We start from the raw sequence: 14710 nt of genomic DNA, 5'->3' as shown, positions 1-14710 counted from the left end.
AGCGCCGGGCGCACCGCTACATCGCCCAGACGTCCACATTGGACGACGCGATCGCGGTCGCGCCCGCCCCGAGCGCTGCGAGTACATCGTCCTTGTCGCAGACCAGCCCGCCCGCGATGATCGGCACCGTGGTGTCCGCGCGCAGCCAGCCGATGACCCGGGGCACGCAACCGGGAAGGATCTCGACGTAGTCCGGTTTGGAGACGGCGATCTGCCTGCCGAGGCTGTGGTAGGAGAACGAGTCGACGAGGAAGAACCGGTGCACGGCGAGCATTCCCCGCTCCCGCGCGGCCCGGACGATGTTCGCCTTCGTGCTCAGGATCCCGGCCGCGTCGGTCTGCTCGCGCACGAAGCGGACGGCGATCTCCTTGCTCACCAGCCCCTCGATCATGTCCACGTTCACCAGCACCGTCTTGCCGTGCACGGTGAGTTCCCGGACGAGCCCGGCCAGATCGAGCACCGAACCGTAGAGCAGGAAAACGACCGGGCACTCGGACTCCGCCACGGCACGCAGGCCCGCGTCGTCCTTCACGCTCGCGATCACCGGATTGTCCCGGAGCAGTTCCTCCATCACCGCCGATTGTCGCATCACCGCGGGCATCCTGGCCTTGCCCGCCTTCCATAGTTCATGTATACATGTTGCCTATGACTCGTACGCAAGCAGGGAAGCGCACCGAGAACGCGCAGGAGATCGCGTATCGCTGGCTGCGCGACCGGGTCGCCTCGGTGCCGCGATCCGAGGGCGTTTTCCTGACCGAGGGGCAGGTGGCCGAGGCCTCGGGAATCTCGCGCACCCCGGTGCGCGAGGCCCTGCTGCGCCTCGAGGCCGAAGGGCTGCTGCAGATCGTGCCCAAGAAGGGGGCCTTCGTGCCGCCGGTCTCGGATGCCGAACTGCGCTCGGTGATGCAGGCGCGCACGCTGATCGAGGACTGGTCGGTGCGCCGCGTCGCCGAGGCCCCGGACACCGTGCTCGGCGAGCTGGAGCGATTGCTCGGCGAACAGGAGAAGCTGCTCGCGGATCCGGTCGAGTTCATCGAATGCGACCGCACCTTCCACCGCACGATCGTGATCGCCGCAGGCAATCCGGTGCTCGTGGACTTCTACGAATCGCTGCGTGAGCGGCAGTTGCGCATGGGTCTGCGCGCGGTCGCCGGTTCCACCGACCGGGCACGGGTGGTGCTCACCGAGCACGCCGCGATCGTGGACGGGCTGCGGTCCGGTTCGGTCGCCGAGGTCACCGGCGCGCTCGACCGGCACCTGGAGCGCACCCTCGCGGCGCTGAGCATTCCGGATTCGGGGGTCCGGCGATGAAACTCGCGCTGCTGCAACTGGCCAGCCCGCCGGAGGAACCGGTACCCGCCCGGATCGAGCGCGTTCGTGAGCGGCTGCGGAAGCTGCGCGGCGCCGATCTGATCGTGCTGCCCGAGCTGTGGGCGCCCGGTTACTTCGCCTTCGGCTCCTACACCGAACTCGCCGAACCCGCGCACGGTGCGCTGTCCGCCTTCGGCGCCGAGATGGCTCGCGAACTCGGCACCCATCTGCACCTGGGCAGCGTGCTCGAACGGGATGAGCGCGGCAGGCTGTACAACACCGCGCTGCTGTTCGGCCCGGATGGCACGCGACTGCACAGCTACCGCAAGACCCACGTGTTCGGCTACCAGTCGAAAGAGGCGCAGCTGCTCACTCCCGGCGACGCGGTCTCGGTCGCGGAAACCGGATTCGGCAGGATCGCCGCGACGACCTGTTACGACCTGCGCTTCCCAGCGCTGTGGGAGCGGCTGACCGAACTGGGGGCGGAACTGGTCGTCGTGCCCGCAGCCTGGCCCGCGGTGCGGCTCGAACACTGGCGGCTGTTCACCTCGGCCCGCGCGGTCGAAGGACAGTTTCTGGTGCTCGCCTGCAATGCGGCGGGCACCCAGCAGGGCGGGGTGCGGCTCGCCGGGCACAGCAGGATCGTCGGCCCGGACGGCGCACTGCTCGCCGAAGCCGGCGCGGAAGAGTCCGAACTGCACGCGGAGTTCGAGCCGGACGCGGTCGCCGCCTATCGCAAGGAATTCCCGGTGCTCGCCGATCGCAGGCCGATCGCGGCCGATTGAGAAGTGAGGAGATCCGCACGCATGAGTGCACCCAGTTTCCGGTTGCGCCCGATCGGTTCGGAACCGTTCGAGGTGCGGCCAGGCCGGCTGATCGTGGCCGGCTACACCGCGCGCGACGAGGCCGCCGCGCGGGCGCACATCGCCGAACTCGCCGAGATCGGGGTACCCCCGCCGGAGTCCATCCCGGTGTTCTTCGACCTGGCTCCGGAACTGCTGACCACCGCGGCGAATGTCCCGGTGACCGAGGAGAACACCTCCGGTGAGGTCGAGCCGGTACTGATCCGGCATGCGGGACGGTACTACCTCGGCGTCGGCTCCGATCACACCGACCGCGATCTCGAGCGCACGGATATCGGCAAATCCAAGGCGGTCTGCCCGAAACCGCTCGGCGAGACCGTGCTCGCCCTCCCGGACCCGATCGGCGAGTTCGACTGGGACGCGGTGCGGGCGCACACCGAGGTGGACGGACTGTCCTATCAGGACGGAACGCTGGCTGTTCTGCGGAAGCCGGGCGAGCTGCTGGAGTTGCTGTTCGAAGCGCTCGGCCGTATCGACGGCGACCTCGTGATGTTTTGCGGAACCCTTCCGCTGCTGCACGGCGCCTTCGTGCCGGGGCAGACCTGGGAACTCGAACTGTCCTTGCCGGGCGGGGAATCGCTTCGGCACGCCTATCTCGTACAGCGAGGGAGTGAGTAATGCGCACCGGAAACGAGTATCTCGCCGCGCTCGACGACGACCGGCGGGTGTACCTGGACGGCGAGCGAGTGCGGGGAATCGCCAAGCACGAGGCGTTCGCCCCGATCGCGAACACGATCGCGGAGCTGATCGACCTCGGTGCACGACGGGCGCAGGAGGCGGAGGAGACAGAGCATCCGATCTACCGGATCCCGCGCAGCCGCGAAGAACTTCGCGCGTTCCGGGAGGCCGCGCAGGCCTGGGCCCGGCACACGCACGGCTGGGTCGGACGCAGCCCGGACCACGTGGCCGCGTTCCTGTCCGCTTTCGCCGCGCACCCGGACGTGTTCACCCGCGAGGACCGCGATTACGGTGCGAACGTCCGCGCCTACCAACGGAAAGTAGCGCAGGAGCAGCTCTACCTCTCGTACGCGATCATCCCGCCGCAGGTGTCGCGGGCGAGTACCGCGCACGACTGGGACGGCGAGCTCGTGCAGGCAGGGGTGGCCGAGGAACGCGCGGACGGCATCGTCATCCGCGGCGCACAGATGCTCGCGACCGGGGGCGCGATCGCCGACGAGATCCTGGTGTCCTGCATCAAACCGCTGACCAAGGAGGACGCGCAGTTCGCGGTGAGCTTCGCGGTCCCGGTGGGTGCCGAGGGCCTGAAACTCTACTGCCGGCGCGCCTATGCCCCCTCGGCGACCAGTTCCTACGACTACCCGCTGAGCACCCGCTACGACGAGACCGACGCGCTGCTGGTGTTCGAGGACGTGTTCATCCCCTGGGAGCGGGTGTTCGTCTACAAGGACGTCGACGGGCTGCGGCGGCAGTTCTTCGACACCGGGGCGCACGTGTTCGGCAACTGGCAGGCCCAGATCCGGTTCACTGTCAAACTGCAGTTCCTGCTCGGTATCGCGCGCAAGGTCGCCGCGGTCAACGGGGTGGACAAATTCCCCGGTGTGGTCGAGAAACTGGGTGAACTGGCCGGGCTCGCCTCCACTGTGGAATCGGCGATGCTCGCCGCCGAATACACCGCGGAGCCCGACGATCAGGGGCTGTGGCGCCCGGGTGCGCGCGCGGTGTACGGGGCGATGGGCCTGCAGGCCGAGATCTATCCGCGGGTGCTGGCCATCCTGCGCGACCTCGTCGGCGGCGGGGTGCTGCAGGTGCCGTCCAGCGTCGCGGATCTGCGCAATCCCGAGACCAGGGCCGATATCGACCGGTACATGTACTCGCCGAACGTGCCCGCCGAGGAACGGCTCAAACTGTTCAAACTCGCCTGGGACGCGGTCGGCAGTGAATTCGCCGGGCGCCACCACCAGTACGAGATGTTCTACGCGGGCGCGCCGTTCGTGGTGAAGGGTTACGCGTTCCGCAACTACGACTTCAGCGAACCGCTCGCCGAACTCGATTCCTTCCTTTCCGGATACAGCCCCGAAAGCGCCGACTGAACGAGAGAGGTTCCCGTGGCGAAGCCAGAATACGAATTCTTCCCTGTCGAGCGGATCGGGTACACCGTCTGCCCCGGTGACGACCCCAAGATCAAGGAACGGATCCTCGCCGGTGACGCGGAAAGCGGCGTGGCTACCCGGATCCTGCGCTACGAACCGGGCGCGGACTCCACCCCGATGGGCGTGCAGCAGCACGATTTCTGGGAGGAGGTCTACATTCTCGAAGGTTCGTTCACCGATCTCGAACTGAACCAGACCTTCACCACGGGCATGTACGCCTGCCGCCCGCCGGGGATGCGGCACGGGCCGTGGCGCAGCGAGGACGGGGTCACCACCTTCGAAGTGCGCTACCGCACCGGGGAGGGCCGATGACCGCGGTGGCGGGCGAAGCGCTCGATCCGCTGGTCATGCGGCGCACCATGGGCCGGTTCGCCACCGGGGTCGGCGTGGTCACCACGCTGTTCGAGGGGGAGCCGCACGGGATGACGGTGAACTCGCTGACCTCGGTCTCGCTCGAACCGCCGCTGTTGCTGGTGTGCCTGGGCAGCGGGGCGCGCACCACCGAGGCGATGCGCGCCTCGGGCCGGTTCGGCGTGAGCATCCTGTCCGCGCGCCAGGACGAGATCGCGCTGCGCTTCGCTCGCAGGGGAGCCGATCACTTCGCCGGGTTGCCGCTGCGGTTCGGCGAGCACGAGGTGCCCGTCGTGCCGGACGCGCTCGCGCACCTGGAATGCGTCACCGAACGGCAGTTCGTCGCGGGCGACCACGATGTGTTCATCGGCGCGGTGCGTCGTGTCTGCGACCGCGAGGGTGAACCGCTCGCGTATCTCGGCGGCCGGATGGGGGATTATCGCGGCCGCGACGAAGAACCCATCCACTGGTTCGCCTAGGTGCCTGTTGGGCGTGTAGCTTGCTCGGGGTGCGGGCAGCGGAACCTCAGACGTTCCCTCGCTCCGGGATCACCTTCTCATGTATCCCCATACACCACGGCGGTGCTGTCCTCGCGAGGAAACGCCGGAGAACCCGCCGCGGTGCAATCTGAATGGACGGTGAAGCGGCTGCGCCGCTGGGAAACCGAGGGTAAGGAGGTCAGCGTGGACCAGGTCAGCCGATTTCTCGCCACCTACGGCAGGAGCGCGGAGGAACTGCTCGATTCCGAGGCGGAATTCATCGAACGGGCCGAGCGGGAATACGCGATGGACAAACATGGGGCGTTCGAGATCCGTCCCGAGGAGACCGCGCTCATAGTGGTGGACATGCAGGAGGATTTCGTCAACCCCGGCAATCCGATGTTCGTCCCGGAGGCGTACCGCCAGGTGCCGAGGATCGCGCGGCTCATCGAGATCTGCCGTGCGGCGGGCTCTCCGGTGTACTACACCGAGCACACGGTCGCCCCGGATGTGGCGCACGATTTCTACGAGTTCTGGCCGCCGATCAGGGACGGCGCGATCGCGGAGGGGAAACCGGGCGCGAAACTGTACCGCGAATTCGTCCCCGCCGAAGGGGAACGGGTCATCGCCACGAAGCACAATTTCGACTCGTTCGCCGGAACCGATCTCGACTACGCGCTGCGCAACCGGGGAATCCGCACGCTGATCATCTGCGGCACCCTGACGAACTTCTGCTGCGAATCGACCGCGCGCACCGGTTACTTTCTCGGTTACCACATCGTGTTCGGCTCCGATGTGAACGCCACGGACAATGCGCTCGCGCAGGAGGCGAGCCTGCGCACCCTGCGCCGGGGTTTCGCCAGGGTCATGACGAGCACCGAGATCGGCGCGGCACTCACCCACGGGGATCGTGCCCACCATGCGGCGCGCGGCTGAGTCAGCCGGCCACCGCGGGAATCATCGATACGGTTTCATCCACGATCGCCTTCCGGTTCGCCTCGAACGGGGGATCGGTGAGCGCCTGTCCCGCGGGCTGATCGAGCACCGGGGTGTGCAGATGCCCACCGCGCAGCGCGGTCCGGCCGAGCCCGAGCCGCAGCCGGTTCGCCCGGTACATCGATTCGTTGGACAGGTAGTCCCCGCCACCACCGGAGGCCGCGACCGCACCGGGATCCGGATCCCCGGACTCGTGGCAGTCCGGTTCGCCCTTGCCCGGCGTGCTGCCGGGCGGCCACTGACAGAACTGCCGGTGGAAGTTCACCGGGTAGGGCCCCTTCGCCGTATCGATCATCCGCTGCCACGGCAAGGTGGTCTCGATGAACTGGTCGCGCGGTTGCGGCCAGCCCTTCGCCGGTGGCACCTGTCCCGTCTCCCCGGCCCGGTCGTTGTCCGCCGCACCGCCGCGCCAGGCCCCGGCGAACCGCTCGATGTCGAAGGTGCCCGGCCGCCCCTGGCTGATCGTCACGACCCCGGAGAGCCCCTTGCCGCGCAACGCGGGGCCATAGGCCGATTCGACGATGCCGCGGTCGAAAGCGCCCCACAGCACGGGAAAACTGACCGCCTGCACCGCGACCTTCCCGTGCCCGGTGTCGAAGACTGTGCCGTCCAGGTGCAACGCGGCCGCACCGGCCGGGTTGCTGCGCCGGATGTTGCCCCCGTCCAGCTGGAACGGATCGAATCCGGAGACCAGCAGGCGTTGCACCCCGCGCGGGTACCGGATGTCGTCCATGCCGCGAGCCGCGCGGTCGAGTGCCGCACCGATCCTGTCCCTGCTTTGCGGAGTGAGCGGACGATTCCACTGGTGCACCGCCTTGCTCAGCTCCAGCCGTGCCCAGTACAGCGCCCGGTCGTCCCCGCCGCCGCGGTGCGCCCGGGCGACGGCGGCGTGCCACAGGCCCTGTCCCGCCGCACGGGCGAGCCGTTCCGCTTTCGCGGGCGTGGTCGCGCACAACCGGGCACGGAATCCGTCCACCGCCGCCGTGAATCCACCGCGGCGCACCAGTTCACCCGGCACATTCGAGGTGCCGAGCCTGCTCTCCTCCACGGTGACCGGTTTGGCCGGATCGAAGCAGTCCTGGGCGGCGGCGTTCGCGGGCACCGCGGTCAGGCCCGCGAATCCCAGCACCGCGGCGAGTGTGAGGATCGGTCCGCGCACCATCGGGTCTCCCTTCGGTCGTGCGCAGACCCTAGAACACCCGCGCCCCGTTAAGGTAGGCCCGATTCGGAAAGGCAGGTGCCAGATGCGCAGGACGGTGTTCGCGATCGGGTTCGCGATCATGCTCGCCCTCGGTTCCACGGTGGCGAACGCGGCGGGCGCGAAGAGCGCGCTCAACCGGGTCGGTGAACGCGGCGAGCTGCGGGTGTGCAGCACCGGGGACTACCTCCCGTTCACCAAGCGGGACCCGGAAACCGGGCGGTGGAGCGGAATGGACATCGAGCTCGCCGGGGACATGGCCCACCGGCTCGGGGTGCGGCTGCGGCTGGTCCCGAGCACCTGGAAGGACCTCACGGCCGATGTGCGCTCCGGGAAATGCGATCTGGCCATGGGCGGGGTCTCGATCACCCTGGAACGCGCCAAGGAGGCCTTCTTCAGCGATCCCTATCTGCGGGACGGCAAGACCCCGATCACCCGCTGCCCGGACGTGGACAAGTACGGCACACTCGCGCAGATCGACCGTCCCGGGGTGCGCGTGGTGGTGAATCCGGGCGGTACCAACGAATCCTTCGCCCGTGAACACCTCGAGAAGGCCACGATCGTACCGCACGCGGACAACAACACGATCTTCGACGAGATCCTGGCCGGGCGCGCCGACCTGATGATCACCGATGCCACCGAGACCCGCTGGCAGAACAAGCAGCATCCGCAGCTGTGCCCGGTGCATCCGGAAACACCGTTCAGCTTCTCCGAGAAGGCGTATCTGACCCCGCGCGGGGACGTGGTGTTCCAGGAATGGGTGAATCAGTGGCTGCACCTGATGCGCGGGGACGGAACTTTCGACCGCATCGCCAAGCCGTGGATCGGTTAACGGCCGAGCAGCCGCAACTGCAGCTGGGCGACGAGGCGTTCCCCGGCGTCGCCGAGGTCGAGCCCGGCCACCGTTCCCGCCCGGCGCACCCGGTAACGAAGGGTGTTCGGGTGCACGCCGAGTTCGGTCGCCGCGCTGCGCACATCCCCGAAGGAGTCCAGATAGGACAGCAGTGATGCGGCCAGTTCCCCGCCGTTCTCCCGATCGTGCGCGAACAGGGCGGTGATCCGGGGATCGCGGATCCGTTCGTTGGCGCGTACCTCGGCCAGGGTTTCGGCGAGCAGCACCGCGGAGCGCACTTCCTCGATGGTGGCGACCGCCGGGCCCTCCGTCGCCGCGTCCAGCACCCGGTCGGCCTCCTGCCGGGATTCCGCCGCGCCTTCGAGCCGGGGGACCGGGGAACCGACCGCGGCACGCACCGTGAAGCCCGCGTGCTTGCTGCCCGCGGCGACGATCTCCCTGGCGAGCCCGAGCACGCTCGCGCCGCTCTCCTGTTCGGGGAGATCGGGGAGCAGCACGTAGACCCGCGGCCCGATGGTGGTGGCCAGTGCGCTTCGCCGGTACGCGGCGGCGTGCACGGCGATCAGGCTGGTCATCTCGAGCCGGCGCAGTTCGTGTGCGGAACGGTCCGCCTCGTCCTCGTCGAGCAGGGCGAACGCGGCGACCGCGGCGGGTTTCGCCGGATCAGCGCCGATTTCCGAGGCCACCGAGCCCACATCGAGGCGCCCTTCGAGCAGCCCGTTCAGCAGTCCCTCGCGCAAGGCGTTGTGCGCGCTGCGTTCCCCGCGGCGCCGGACCAGATGCAGCGCGGTGACCCGGGCCGCGCCGAGCAGCGCCCGCTCGGCCCGTTCGTGCAGCGATTGCTCGCCTTCCTGCACCCAGATCGTGCCGAGCGGCTGCGCTCCGGCGAAGATGCCGACCGCGAGGCGGCGGCGGATACCCGATTCCGGGCGTTCCTCGATCCGCACCACCTCCTCGCCGGAACGCAGCCGGTCGAACACGCCCCATTTCCGCAGCAGCGCCAGATACTCCTCGGGGCCCTGCTGGCCGAGGATGGACAGCCTGCGCAGTTCGTCCACCTCGCCGGAGGACCGCGAATAGGCCAGCACCCGGCTGGCGGTGTCCTCGATGCTCACGATGCCCCCGGTGAGTGTGGCGATCGTCTGCGCGAGGGCGAACAGGTCGCCGAGCACCACGCCGGACTCGCTTTCGGAGAGCACCCGGGCGTCGTCCAGCGCCGCCCGCGCCACCGCGGTCAGCTGCGCCCAGCTGACCGCCGGATGCACCGCGAGCAGCGCGATCCCGGCATCACTCGCGGCGTCCCGCAGCGGTCCGGTGACGCCCTTGACCGCGATCGCGGCGGCACGCGAACGGGCGGCCGTGCGCAGCACCGGGATCGCCGCCCTGCCCCGCGCCCCGATGAGCAGCACCAGATCGCCGGCGTGCGGGCGCGGTTCGTCCTCCGGATCGGCGATCACCACATCGCGCACCCCGACCTCCACGCCGTCCGGTGCGGTGCTCAGTTCGAGCAGCGACTCACCGAGGGTGAGCAGCACCTGCCGCAGTGGGATGAGGTCGGGAAACTCCACCGCGACTCCTTGTTCGATCGGACAACGATACTTCGGTAAATATAGCTGACCGAACCAACATCGCGGGCGGGTTGCGCACTTACGGTGAAGCCATCCTCGTCCCTCCGACCTCGCAGGAGTCCAAGAAGTGGATGCCGTGACCAATGTGCCCACCCCGGTGAACGAGCCCGTCCTCGACCACCGCCCCGGCAGTGCCGAGCGGATCGAGCTCGAAGCCGAACTGGCCGAGCTGACCAAGCAGCCCGAGCAGCTGGCCTGCACCATCGGCGGACAGCGCCGGATGGGTGGCGGCGAACAGGTCGAGGTCGTCCAGCCGCACAACCACCGCTCGGTGCTCGGCACCCTGTGCAACGCCACACACGAGGACGCGAAGGCCGCGGTGGACGCCGCGCTCGCCGCCGCCCCGGCCTGGCGGGAGACCTCCTTCGACGAGCGCGCCGCGATCATCCTGCGCGCCGCGGACCTGCTCGCCGGGCCGTGGCGCGCCACGCTGAACGCCGCGACCATGCTCGGCCAGTCGAAGACCGCGATCCAGGCGGAGATCGACGCCGCGTGCGAGCTCATCGACTTCTGGCGGTTCAACGTCTCCTTCGGCAGGCGCATCCAAGAGGAGCAGCCGTACAGCCCGCGCGGCCAGTGGAACCGCATGGAGCAGCGTCCGCTCGAGGGCTTCGTGTACGCGGTGACCCCGTTCAACTTCACCGCCATCGCGGGCAACCTGCCGACCGCGCCCGCGCTGATGGGCAACACCGTGGTGTGGAAGCCCGCGCCGACCCAGACCTTCGCCGCGGTGCTCACCATGCGGCTGCTCGAGGAAGCCGGTATGCCCCCGGGTGTGATCAACCTGGTCACCGGGGACGGGCTCGCCGTCTCGGATGTCGCCATCCCGCACCCCGGACTCGCCGGGGTGCACTTCACCGGTTCCACCAAGACCTTCCAGCACCTGTGGGGCCAGGTCGGCACCAACATCGCGAACTACCGCGGTTACCCGCAGATCGTCGGCGAGACCGGTGGCAAGGACTTCGTGCTCGCCCACCCGTCCGCGGATGTCGACCTGCTGCGCACCGCGCTGATCAAGGGCGCGTACGAGTACTCCGGGCAGAAGTGCTCGGCGGCCTCCCGCGCCTACATTCCCGCCTCGGTGTGGGAGCGGCTGCGGGACGACCTGATCGCCGAGGTGGACGCGCTCCCGGTCGGCGATGTCACCGACTTCACCAACTTCACCGGCGCGGTGATCGACCGGCGCTCCTTCGACAAGCTCGATGCCGTGCTGCGTTCGGCACGGGAGGACTCCTCGATCCAGGTGCTCGCCGGGGGAACCACCGACGATTCCGAGGGCTACTTCGTGCGCCCGACCGTGCTGCTCGGCGAGGACCCGGGACACGAGGTGTTCAGCACCGAGTTCTTCGGGCCGGTGCTGGCGGTGTACGTCTACCCGGACGCCGAGTTCGACCGGATGCCCGCACTCGTCGACCGGACGAGCAACTACGCGCTCACCGGTTCGATCATCGCGAACGACCGGGCGGCCGTGCGGCAGGCGCAGCAGGAACTGCGGTTCGCCGCGGGCAACTTCTACATCAACGACAAGCCGACCGGTTCGGTCGTCGGTCAGCAGCCCTTCGGCGGCGCCCGCGGTTCGGGCACCAACGACAAGGCGGGTTCGCTGTTCAACCTGATGCGCTGGACGAGTCCGCGGGCGATCAAGGAAACCTTCGTGGCGCCGACCACTGTCGGTTACCCGCACCAGGAAAGCTAGAGGGGAGTCGAGATGCTGCGCTCGCTGTTGCTCGGCGTGGCCGGTTCGCCGACCGCGCGCACCCTCGTGGAGTCCACCCCGCTGACCAAACCGGTGGTGCGCCGGTTCGTGGCCGGCGCCGAGGTCACCGACGCGCTGGAGGCGGTGCGCGCCATCGTCACCAGCGGACGGCGGGTGACACTCGACCACCTCGGTGAGGACACCAGCGAGGCGCGGCAGGCGACCGAGACCCTGCAGGCCTACGAGCAGGTGCTCGGACTGCTCGCGGAGCGCGGTCTCGCCGCCGGGGCCGAGGTCTCGGTGAAGCTGTCCGCGGTCGGCCAGTTCCTGCCCACGGACGGGGAGAAGATCGCGCTGGAGAACGCCAGGCGGATCTGCGAGGTTGCGGCGGCCGCGGGCACCACGGTCACCCTGGACATGGAGGATCACACCACGACCGATTCCACCCTCGGCATCCTGCGCGAGCTGCGGGTGGACTTTCCCTGGGTGGGCGCGGTGCTGCAGGCCTATCTGCGGCGCACCGAGTCCGACTGCCGCGAGCTCTCCGGACCCGGTTCCCGGGTGCGGTTGTGCAAGGGCGCCTACGCCGAACCGGAATCGGTCGCCTATCAGGACAAGGCCGAGGTGGACTCCTCCTATGTGCGCTGCCTGCGGGTGCTCATGGAAGGCGAGGGATACCCGATGGTCGCCTCGCACGATCCGCGGATGGTCGCGATCGCGCGCGAGCTGGCCATGCGCAACGGGCGGAACGCGGCGGACCACGAATTCCAGATGCTCTACGGAATCCGGCCCGCCGAGCAGTCCGCGATAGCCGGGCGCGGCGAGACCATGCGTGTCTACGTGCCCTACGGCCAGGCCTGGTACGGCTACTTCATGCGCAGGCTCGCCGAGCGCCCGGCGAACGTCGGGTTCTTCCTGCGTTCCCTGGCGACTCGCTCCTGAGCACGCGGCGGGCTTGTTCCGTTCACCGCAACGGAATGGGCTCGTCGCGCTCGTCTTCGCCGCGCGGCCCGAAGATCCGCCGCTCCCGCTCGGTGATCGGCACATCGTCGATGCTCGATTCGCGCCGGGACATCAGGCCGTCCGCGGTGAATTCCCAGAGTTCGTTGCCGTAGCTGCGCCACCACTGCCCCTCGGCATCGCGGCACTCGTACTGGTAGCGCACCGCGATCCGGTCCTCGGTGTAGGCCCAGAGTTCCTTGCGCAGCGCGTAATCCCGTTCCCGGTCCCATTTCGCCCGGAGGAAGGCCGCGATCTCGGCGCGCCCGGTGAGGAACACATCCCTGTTGCGCCACACCGAATCCTCGGTGTAGGCCAGCGAGACCCGTTCCGGATCGCGAGTGTTCCACGCGTCCTCGGCCGCCTGCACCTTCTGCCGTGCGGATGTCAGCTCGAACGGGGGAAGTGGTGGTTTGCTCGTCATGGGAATCTCCTTCCTAACCAGAGAACGACCGTTCTCTGGTTAGCGTAGAGAGCGCCCGCGCGCAGGGGAAGGGTGCGGTTGGTCACGGGGTCGCGGTCCCGGCCCGGTCAGTCCTGGTCGAGCGGGTCCCCGGTGGCCCAGGTTCCCCTGGTGTGCGCGAGATGGCGGCGCATCAGTCGTTCGGTCGCCGCGCCGTCGCCCGCGGCGACCGCGTCCAGGATGTCCGCGTGTTCCTGTGCCGAACCTTCGAGCTGATGGCGCGCGGCGAGGGTGCCGACCCCGTAGAGCCGTGCCTGCATGCGCAGCGCGCGCACCGTATCCACCAGCCGGCGATTCCCGGCCAGCGCGAGCAGACCGAGATGGAATTCCTGGTCCGTGTCAAGGAATCCGTGCACCTCCCCGGCGGCGGCAGCCTGCTTGTTCTGCTCGACAAGCGCGCCGAATCGCGATAGTTCGCCGTGCTCCCGGCGTTCCGCGACCCGGCGCATCCCGGGCACCTCGAGCATCAGCCGCAGCTCGTAGACCTCCTCGAGATCCCGCTCGCTGGTGGGCACCACCCGGAAACCGCGATTGCGCACCGCCTCCATGAGGCCTTCGTTGGTCAGGGTGAGCAGTGCTTCGCGCACCGGGCTCGTGGACACGCCGAGTTCGGCGGCCAGCGCGCTCGCCGAGTAGATCTCGCCCTGTTTGATACGCCCGGCGATCAGTCCGGTGCGGATCACCCGCAGCGCCTGCTCGCGCAGGCTCGCGTACTCGGGCAGCTTGCCGAGCAGGCCGCCCTGTTCGGCAGGATCTCCGCTCATCGCTGCCCGCTCGTCCCTGTCCTGCCGGGAAGCTGTCCTGCCAGGAACTTCGCGGCGAGCAGTTTCGCGATCGCCCAGTCCTGCACGGCGATCCCGACGGACTTGAACACGGTGCGCCCGTTCTCCGGGACCGGCCGGTCCTCGCCGAGCAGGTCACCGAGCTCGGTGAGGTCGGTTTCCCGGATGGTCCCGGTTTCCAGCGCGTGCAGGATCTCCCCGGACTCCTCGTAGACCGCGGCGCGTTCGTCGATGACCACCCGTGCCCCGCCGAGCAGTTCCGTCGGCAGTTCGCGCATGCTCGGGCGGTACGATCCGATCGCGTTCACGTGCACCCGTTCGGGCAGAGCCTCGGCACGGAACAGCGGGGTGTGCGCCGAGGTCGAACAGCACACGATGTCCGTATCGGCGATCGCGTCCTCGATATCGCTGCGTACTTCGGTGGTGATCCCGTCCAGTTCCCCGCCGAGCCGGTCGAGCAGGGCTTCGCCGCGTGCGGGATCGCGTGCCACGACGGTGAATTCGCGCAACGGCCGGACGGCATGGACCGCGCGGAACTGGTCGGCGGCCTGGGCGCCCGCGCCGATCAGGGTCAGCCGGTCCGCGGCGCGCGGGGCGAGCGCATCAGTAGCCACGCCCGCGATCGCGCCGGTGCGCAGCGTGGTCACCGAGATGGCATCCGCGACCAGGTTGCGCGGGTCGGCGGATTCGGCCCAGACCACCGTTCCGGTGATGACCGGTTCGCGCTCGGGGTTCAGGCTCAGCGTCTTGACCATGACGGTGTCGCTCGGCCGGTGGCGGGCGGTCATCACCAGGAATCCACCGTCGGCGAGCGCGGTCCGCGTCGGTTGCTCGAACTCGCCGGCGGCATGCCCGCGCAGGGCTTCGCGCACGGCGTCCACGGCTTCCCGCATGGATACCGTCGCCCGGAGTTCCTCGGCGTCGATGGACCGCATTGTCATCGAATCCCCAATGCTCGATCGGTAGTAGGTAATATACTA

Annotated in this window: 16 protein-coding genes; 10 read left to right on the top strand and 6 right to left on the bottom strand. The window is 68.9% G+C overall.

The features are described 5' to 3' along the window. Nucleotides 1–16 precede the first annotated feature (16 nt). Entirely contained in the window at nt 17–589 is a 573-nt protein-coding gene (locus A37U_RS0120620; RefSeq protein WP_026197429.1) for a glycerol-3-phosphate responsive antiterminator, read from the bottom strand. A gap of 56 nt (nt 590–645) precedes the next feature. Here A37U_RS0120620 and A37U_RS0120615 point away from each other — a divergent pair, with 56 nt between their 5' ends. The 7 genes from A37U_RS0120615 (at nt 646) to A37U_RS0120585 (ending at nt 6051) form a co-directional block, all read left to right on the top strand. Beyond that, entirely contained in the window at nt 646–1311 is a 666-nt protein-coding gene (locus A37U_RS0120615; RefSeq protein ID WP_020498569.1) for a GntR family transcriptional regulator, read from the top strand. Then, a complete protein-coding gene (locus A37U_RS0120610) occupies nt 1308–2096 on the top strand; it encodes a carbon-nitrogen family hydrolase (protein ID WP_020498568.1) in 789 nt (262 codons plus the stop codon). Before A37U_RS0120615 ends, A37U_RS0120610 begins: the two co-directional genes overlap by 4 nt. Nucleotides 2097–2117: 21 nt before the next feature. Next, nucleotides 2118–2792, top strand: coding sequence for a DUF2848 family protein (locus tag A37U_RS0120605; protein ID WP_020498567.1), 675 nt, complete (start codon nt 2118–2120; stop codon nt 2790–2792). Next, the gene (locus tag A37U_RS0120600; protein ID WP_020498566.1) at nt 2792–4225 is read left to right on the top strand and encodes a 4-hydroxyphenylacetate 3-hydroxylase family protein; all 1434 of its coding nucleotides are present in this window, start codon (nt 2792–2794) and stop codon (nt 4223–4225) included. Before A37U_RS0120605 ends, A37U_RS0120600 begins: the two co-directional genes overlap by 1 nt. 15 nt (nt 4226–4240) lie before the next feature. After that, nucleotides 4241–4597 (top strand): cupin domain-containing protein, encoded by a 357-nt coding sequence (locus A37U_RS0120595; RefSeq protein ID WP_020498565.1) that lies wholly within the window; start codon nt 4241–4243, stop codon nt 4595–4597. After that, nucleotides 4594–5115 carry a flavin reductase family protein gene (locus A37U_RS0120590; RefSeq protein WP_020498564.1) on the top strand — a complete coding sequence of 174 codons (522 nt, stop codon included), beginning with the start codon at nt 4594–4596 and terminating at the stop codon, nt 5113–5115. The genes A37U_RS0120595 and A37U_RS0120590 overlap by 4 nt, the downstream gene beginning before the upstream one ends. A 141-nt stretch (nt 5116–5256) precedes the next feature. Further along, a complete protein-coding gene (locus tag A37U_RS0120585) occupies nt 5257–6051 on the top strand; it encodes a cysteine hydrolase family protein (RefSeq protein WP_205622960.1) in 795 nt (264 codons plus the stop codon). A 1-nt stretch (nt 6052) separates the two neighbouring features. On the opposite strand, the gene A37U_RS0120580 is transcribed toward A37U_RS0120585, so the two are convergent. After that, nucleotides 6053–7273, bottom strand: coding sequence for a hypothetical protein (locus tag A37U_RS0120580; RefSeq protein ID WP_020498562.1), 1221 nt, complete (start codon nt 7271–7273; stop codon nt 6053–6055). A gap of 82 nt (nt 7274–7355) precedes the next feature. On the opposite strand from A37U_RS0120580, the gene A37U_RS0120575 reads away from it, so the two are divergent. Continuing rightward, nucleotides 7356–8141 (top strand): transporter substrate-binding domain-containing protein, encoded by a 786-nt coding sequence (locus tag A37U_RS0120575; protein ID WP_020498561.1) that lies wholly within the window; start codon nt 7356–7358, stop codon nt 8139–8141. On the opposite strand, the gene A37U_RS0120570 is transcribed toward A37U_RS0120575, so the two are convergent. Beyond that, nucleotides 8138–9730, bottom strand: a complete 1593-nt coding sequence (locus tag A37U_RS0120570) for a PucR family transcriptional regulator (RefSeq protein ID WP_020498560.1) — start codon at nt 9728–9730, stop codon at nt 8138–8140. The two genes, A37U_RS0120575 and A37U_RS0120570, sit on opposite strands and share 4 nt — an antisense overlap. A gap of 127 nt (nt 9731–9857) precedes the next feature. Between A37U_RS0120570 and pruA the strand changes: the two genes are divergently transcribed. Together pruA and A37U_RS0120560 are read left to right on the top strand one after the other, a co-directional pair. Next, nucleotides 9858–11486, top strand: a complete 1629-nt coding sequence (pruA, locus tag A37U_RS0120565) for an L-glutamate gamma-semialdehyde dehydrogenase (RefSeq protein ID WP_020498559.1) — start codon at nt 9858–9860, stop codon at nt 11484–11486. Between the two features lie 12 nt (nt 11487–11498). Continuing rightward, entirely contained in the window at nt 11499–12428 is a 930-nt protein-coding gene (locus A37U_RS0120560) for a proline dehydrogenase family protein (RefSeq protein ID WP_020498558.1), read from the top strand. 22 nt (nt 12429–12450) lie between these two features. Here the strand turns inward: A37U_RS0120560 and A37U_RS0120555 are convergent, their stop codons facing one another. The 3 genes from A37U_RS0120555 to A37U_RS44435 all read right to left on the bottom strand — a co-directional run bounded on the left by A37U_RS0120555 (nt 12451) and on the right by A37U_RS44435 (nt 14665). Further along, complete coding sequence (locus A37U_RS0120555; protein WP_020498557.1) at nt 12451–12909, bottom strand: nuclear transport factor 2 family protein; 459 nt, start codon at nt 12907–12909, stop codon at nt 12451–12453. A gap of 107 nt (nt 12910–13016) precedes the next feature. Beyond that, nucleotides 13017–13712, bottom strand: coding sequence for a GntR family transcriptional regulator (locus A37U_RS0120550; protein ID WP_020498556.1), 696 nt, complete (start codon nt 13710–13712; stop codon nt 13017–13019). Beyond that, nucleotides 13709–14665, bottom strand: coding sequence for an ornithine cyclodeaminase family protein (locus A37U_RS44435; RefSeq protein WP_020498555.1), 957 nt, complete (start codon nt 14663–14665; stop codon nt 13709–13711). The genes A37U_RS0120550 and A37U_RS44435 overlap by 4 nt, the downstream gene beginning before the upstream one ends. Between the last annotated feature and the right edge of the window lie 45 nt (nt 14666–14710).

Source organism: Sciscionella marina DSM 45152 (genome assembly GCF_000379465.1).
GTDB classification, from domain to species: domain Bacteria; phylum Actinomycetota; class Actinomycetes; order Mycobacteriales; family Pseudonocardiaceae; genus Sciscionella; species Sciscionella marina.
Note: the sequence above shows the minus strand (reverse complement) of the source record. Positions and strands in the feature narration are given on the sequence as shown.

Coding starts and splice junctions, on each gene's coding strand:
- A37U_RS0120620 (WP_026197429.1), bottom strand. CDS start 589: ATGCGACAATCGGCGGTGATGGAGGAACTGCTCCGGGACAATCCGGTG.
- A37U_RS0120615 (WP_020498569.1), top strand. CDS start 646: ATGACTCGTACGCAAGCAGGGAAGCGCACCGAGAACGCGCAGGAGATC.
- A37U_RS0120610 (WP_020498568.1), top strand. CDS start 1,308: ATGAAACTCGCGCTGCTGCAACTGGCCAGCCCGCCGGAGGAACCGGTA.
- A37U_RS0120605 (WP_020498567.1), top strand. CDS start 2,118: ATGAGTGCACCCAGTTTCCGGTTGCGCCCGATCGGTTCGGAACCGTTC.
- A37U_RS0120600 (WP_020498566.1), top strand. CDS start 2,792: ATGCGCACCGGAAACGAGTATCTCGCCGCGCTCGACGACGACCGGCGG.
- A37U_RS0120590 (WP_020498564.1), top strand. CDS start 4,594: ATGACCGCGGTGGCGGGCGAAGCGCTCGATCCGCTGGTCATGCGGCGC.
- A37U_RS0120580 (WP_020498562.1), bottom strand. CDS start 7,273: ATGGTGCGCGGACCGATCCTCACACTCGCCGCGGTGCTGGGATTCGCG.
- A37U_RS0120575 (WP_020498561.1), top strand. CDS start 7,356: ATGCGCAGGACGGTGTTCGCGATCGGGTTCGCGATCATGCTCGCCCTC.
- A37U_RS0120560 (WP_020498558.1), top strand. CDS start 11,499: ATGCTGCGCTCGCTGTTGCTCGGCGTGGCCGGTTCGCCGACCGCGCGC.
- A37U_RS0120555 (WP_020498557.1), bottom strand. CDS start 12,909: ATGACGAGCAAACCACCACTTCCCCCGTTCGAGCTGACATCCGCACGG.
- A37U_RS0120550 (WP_020498556.1), bottom strand. CDS start 13,712: ATGAGCGGAGATCCTGCCGAACAGGGCGGCCTGCTCGGCAAGCTGCCC.
- A37U_RS44435 (WP_020498555.1), bottom strand. CDS start 14,665: ATGCGGTCCATCGACGCCGAGGAACTCCGGGCGACGGTATCCATGCGG.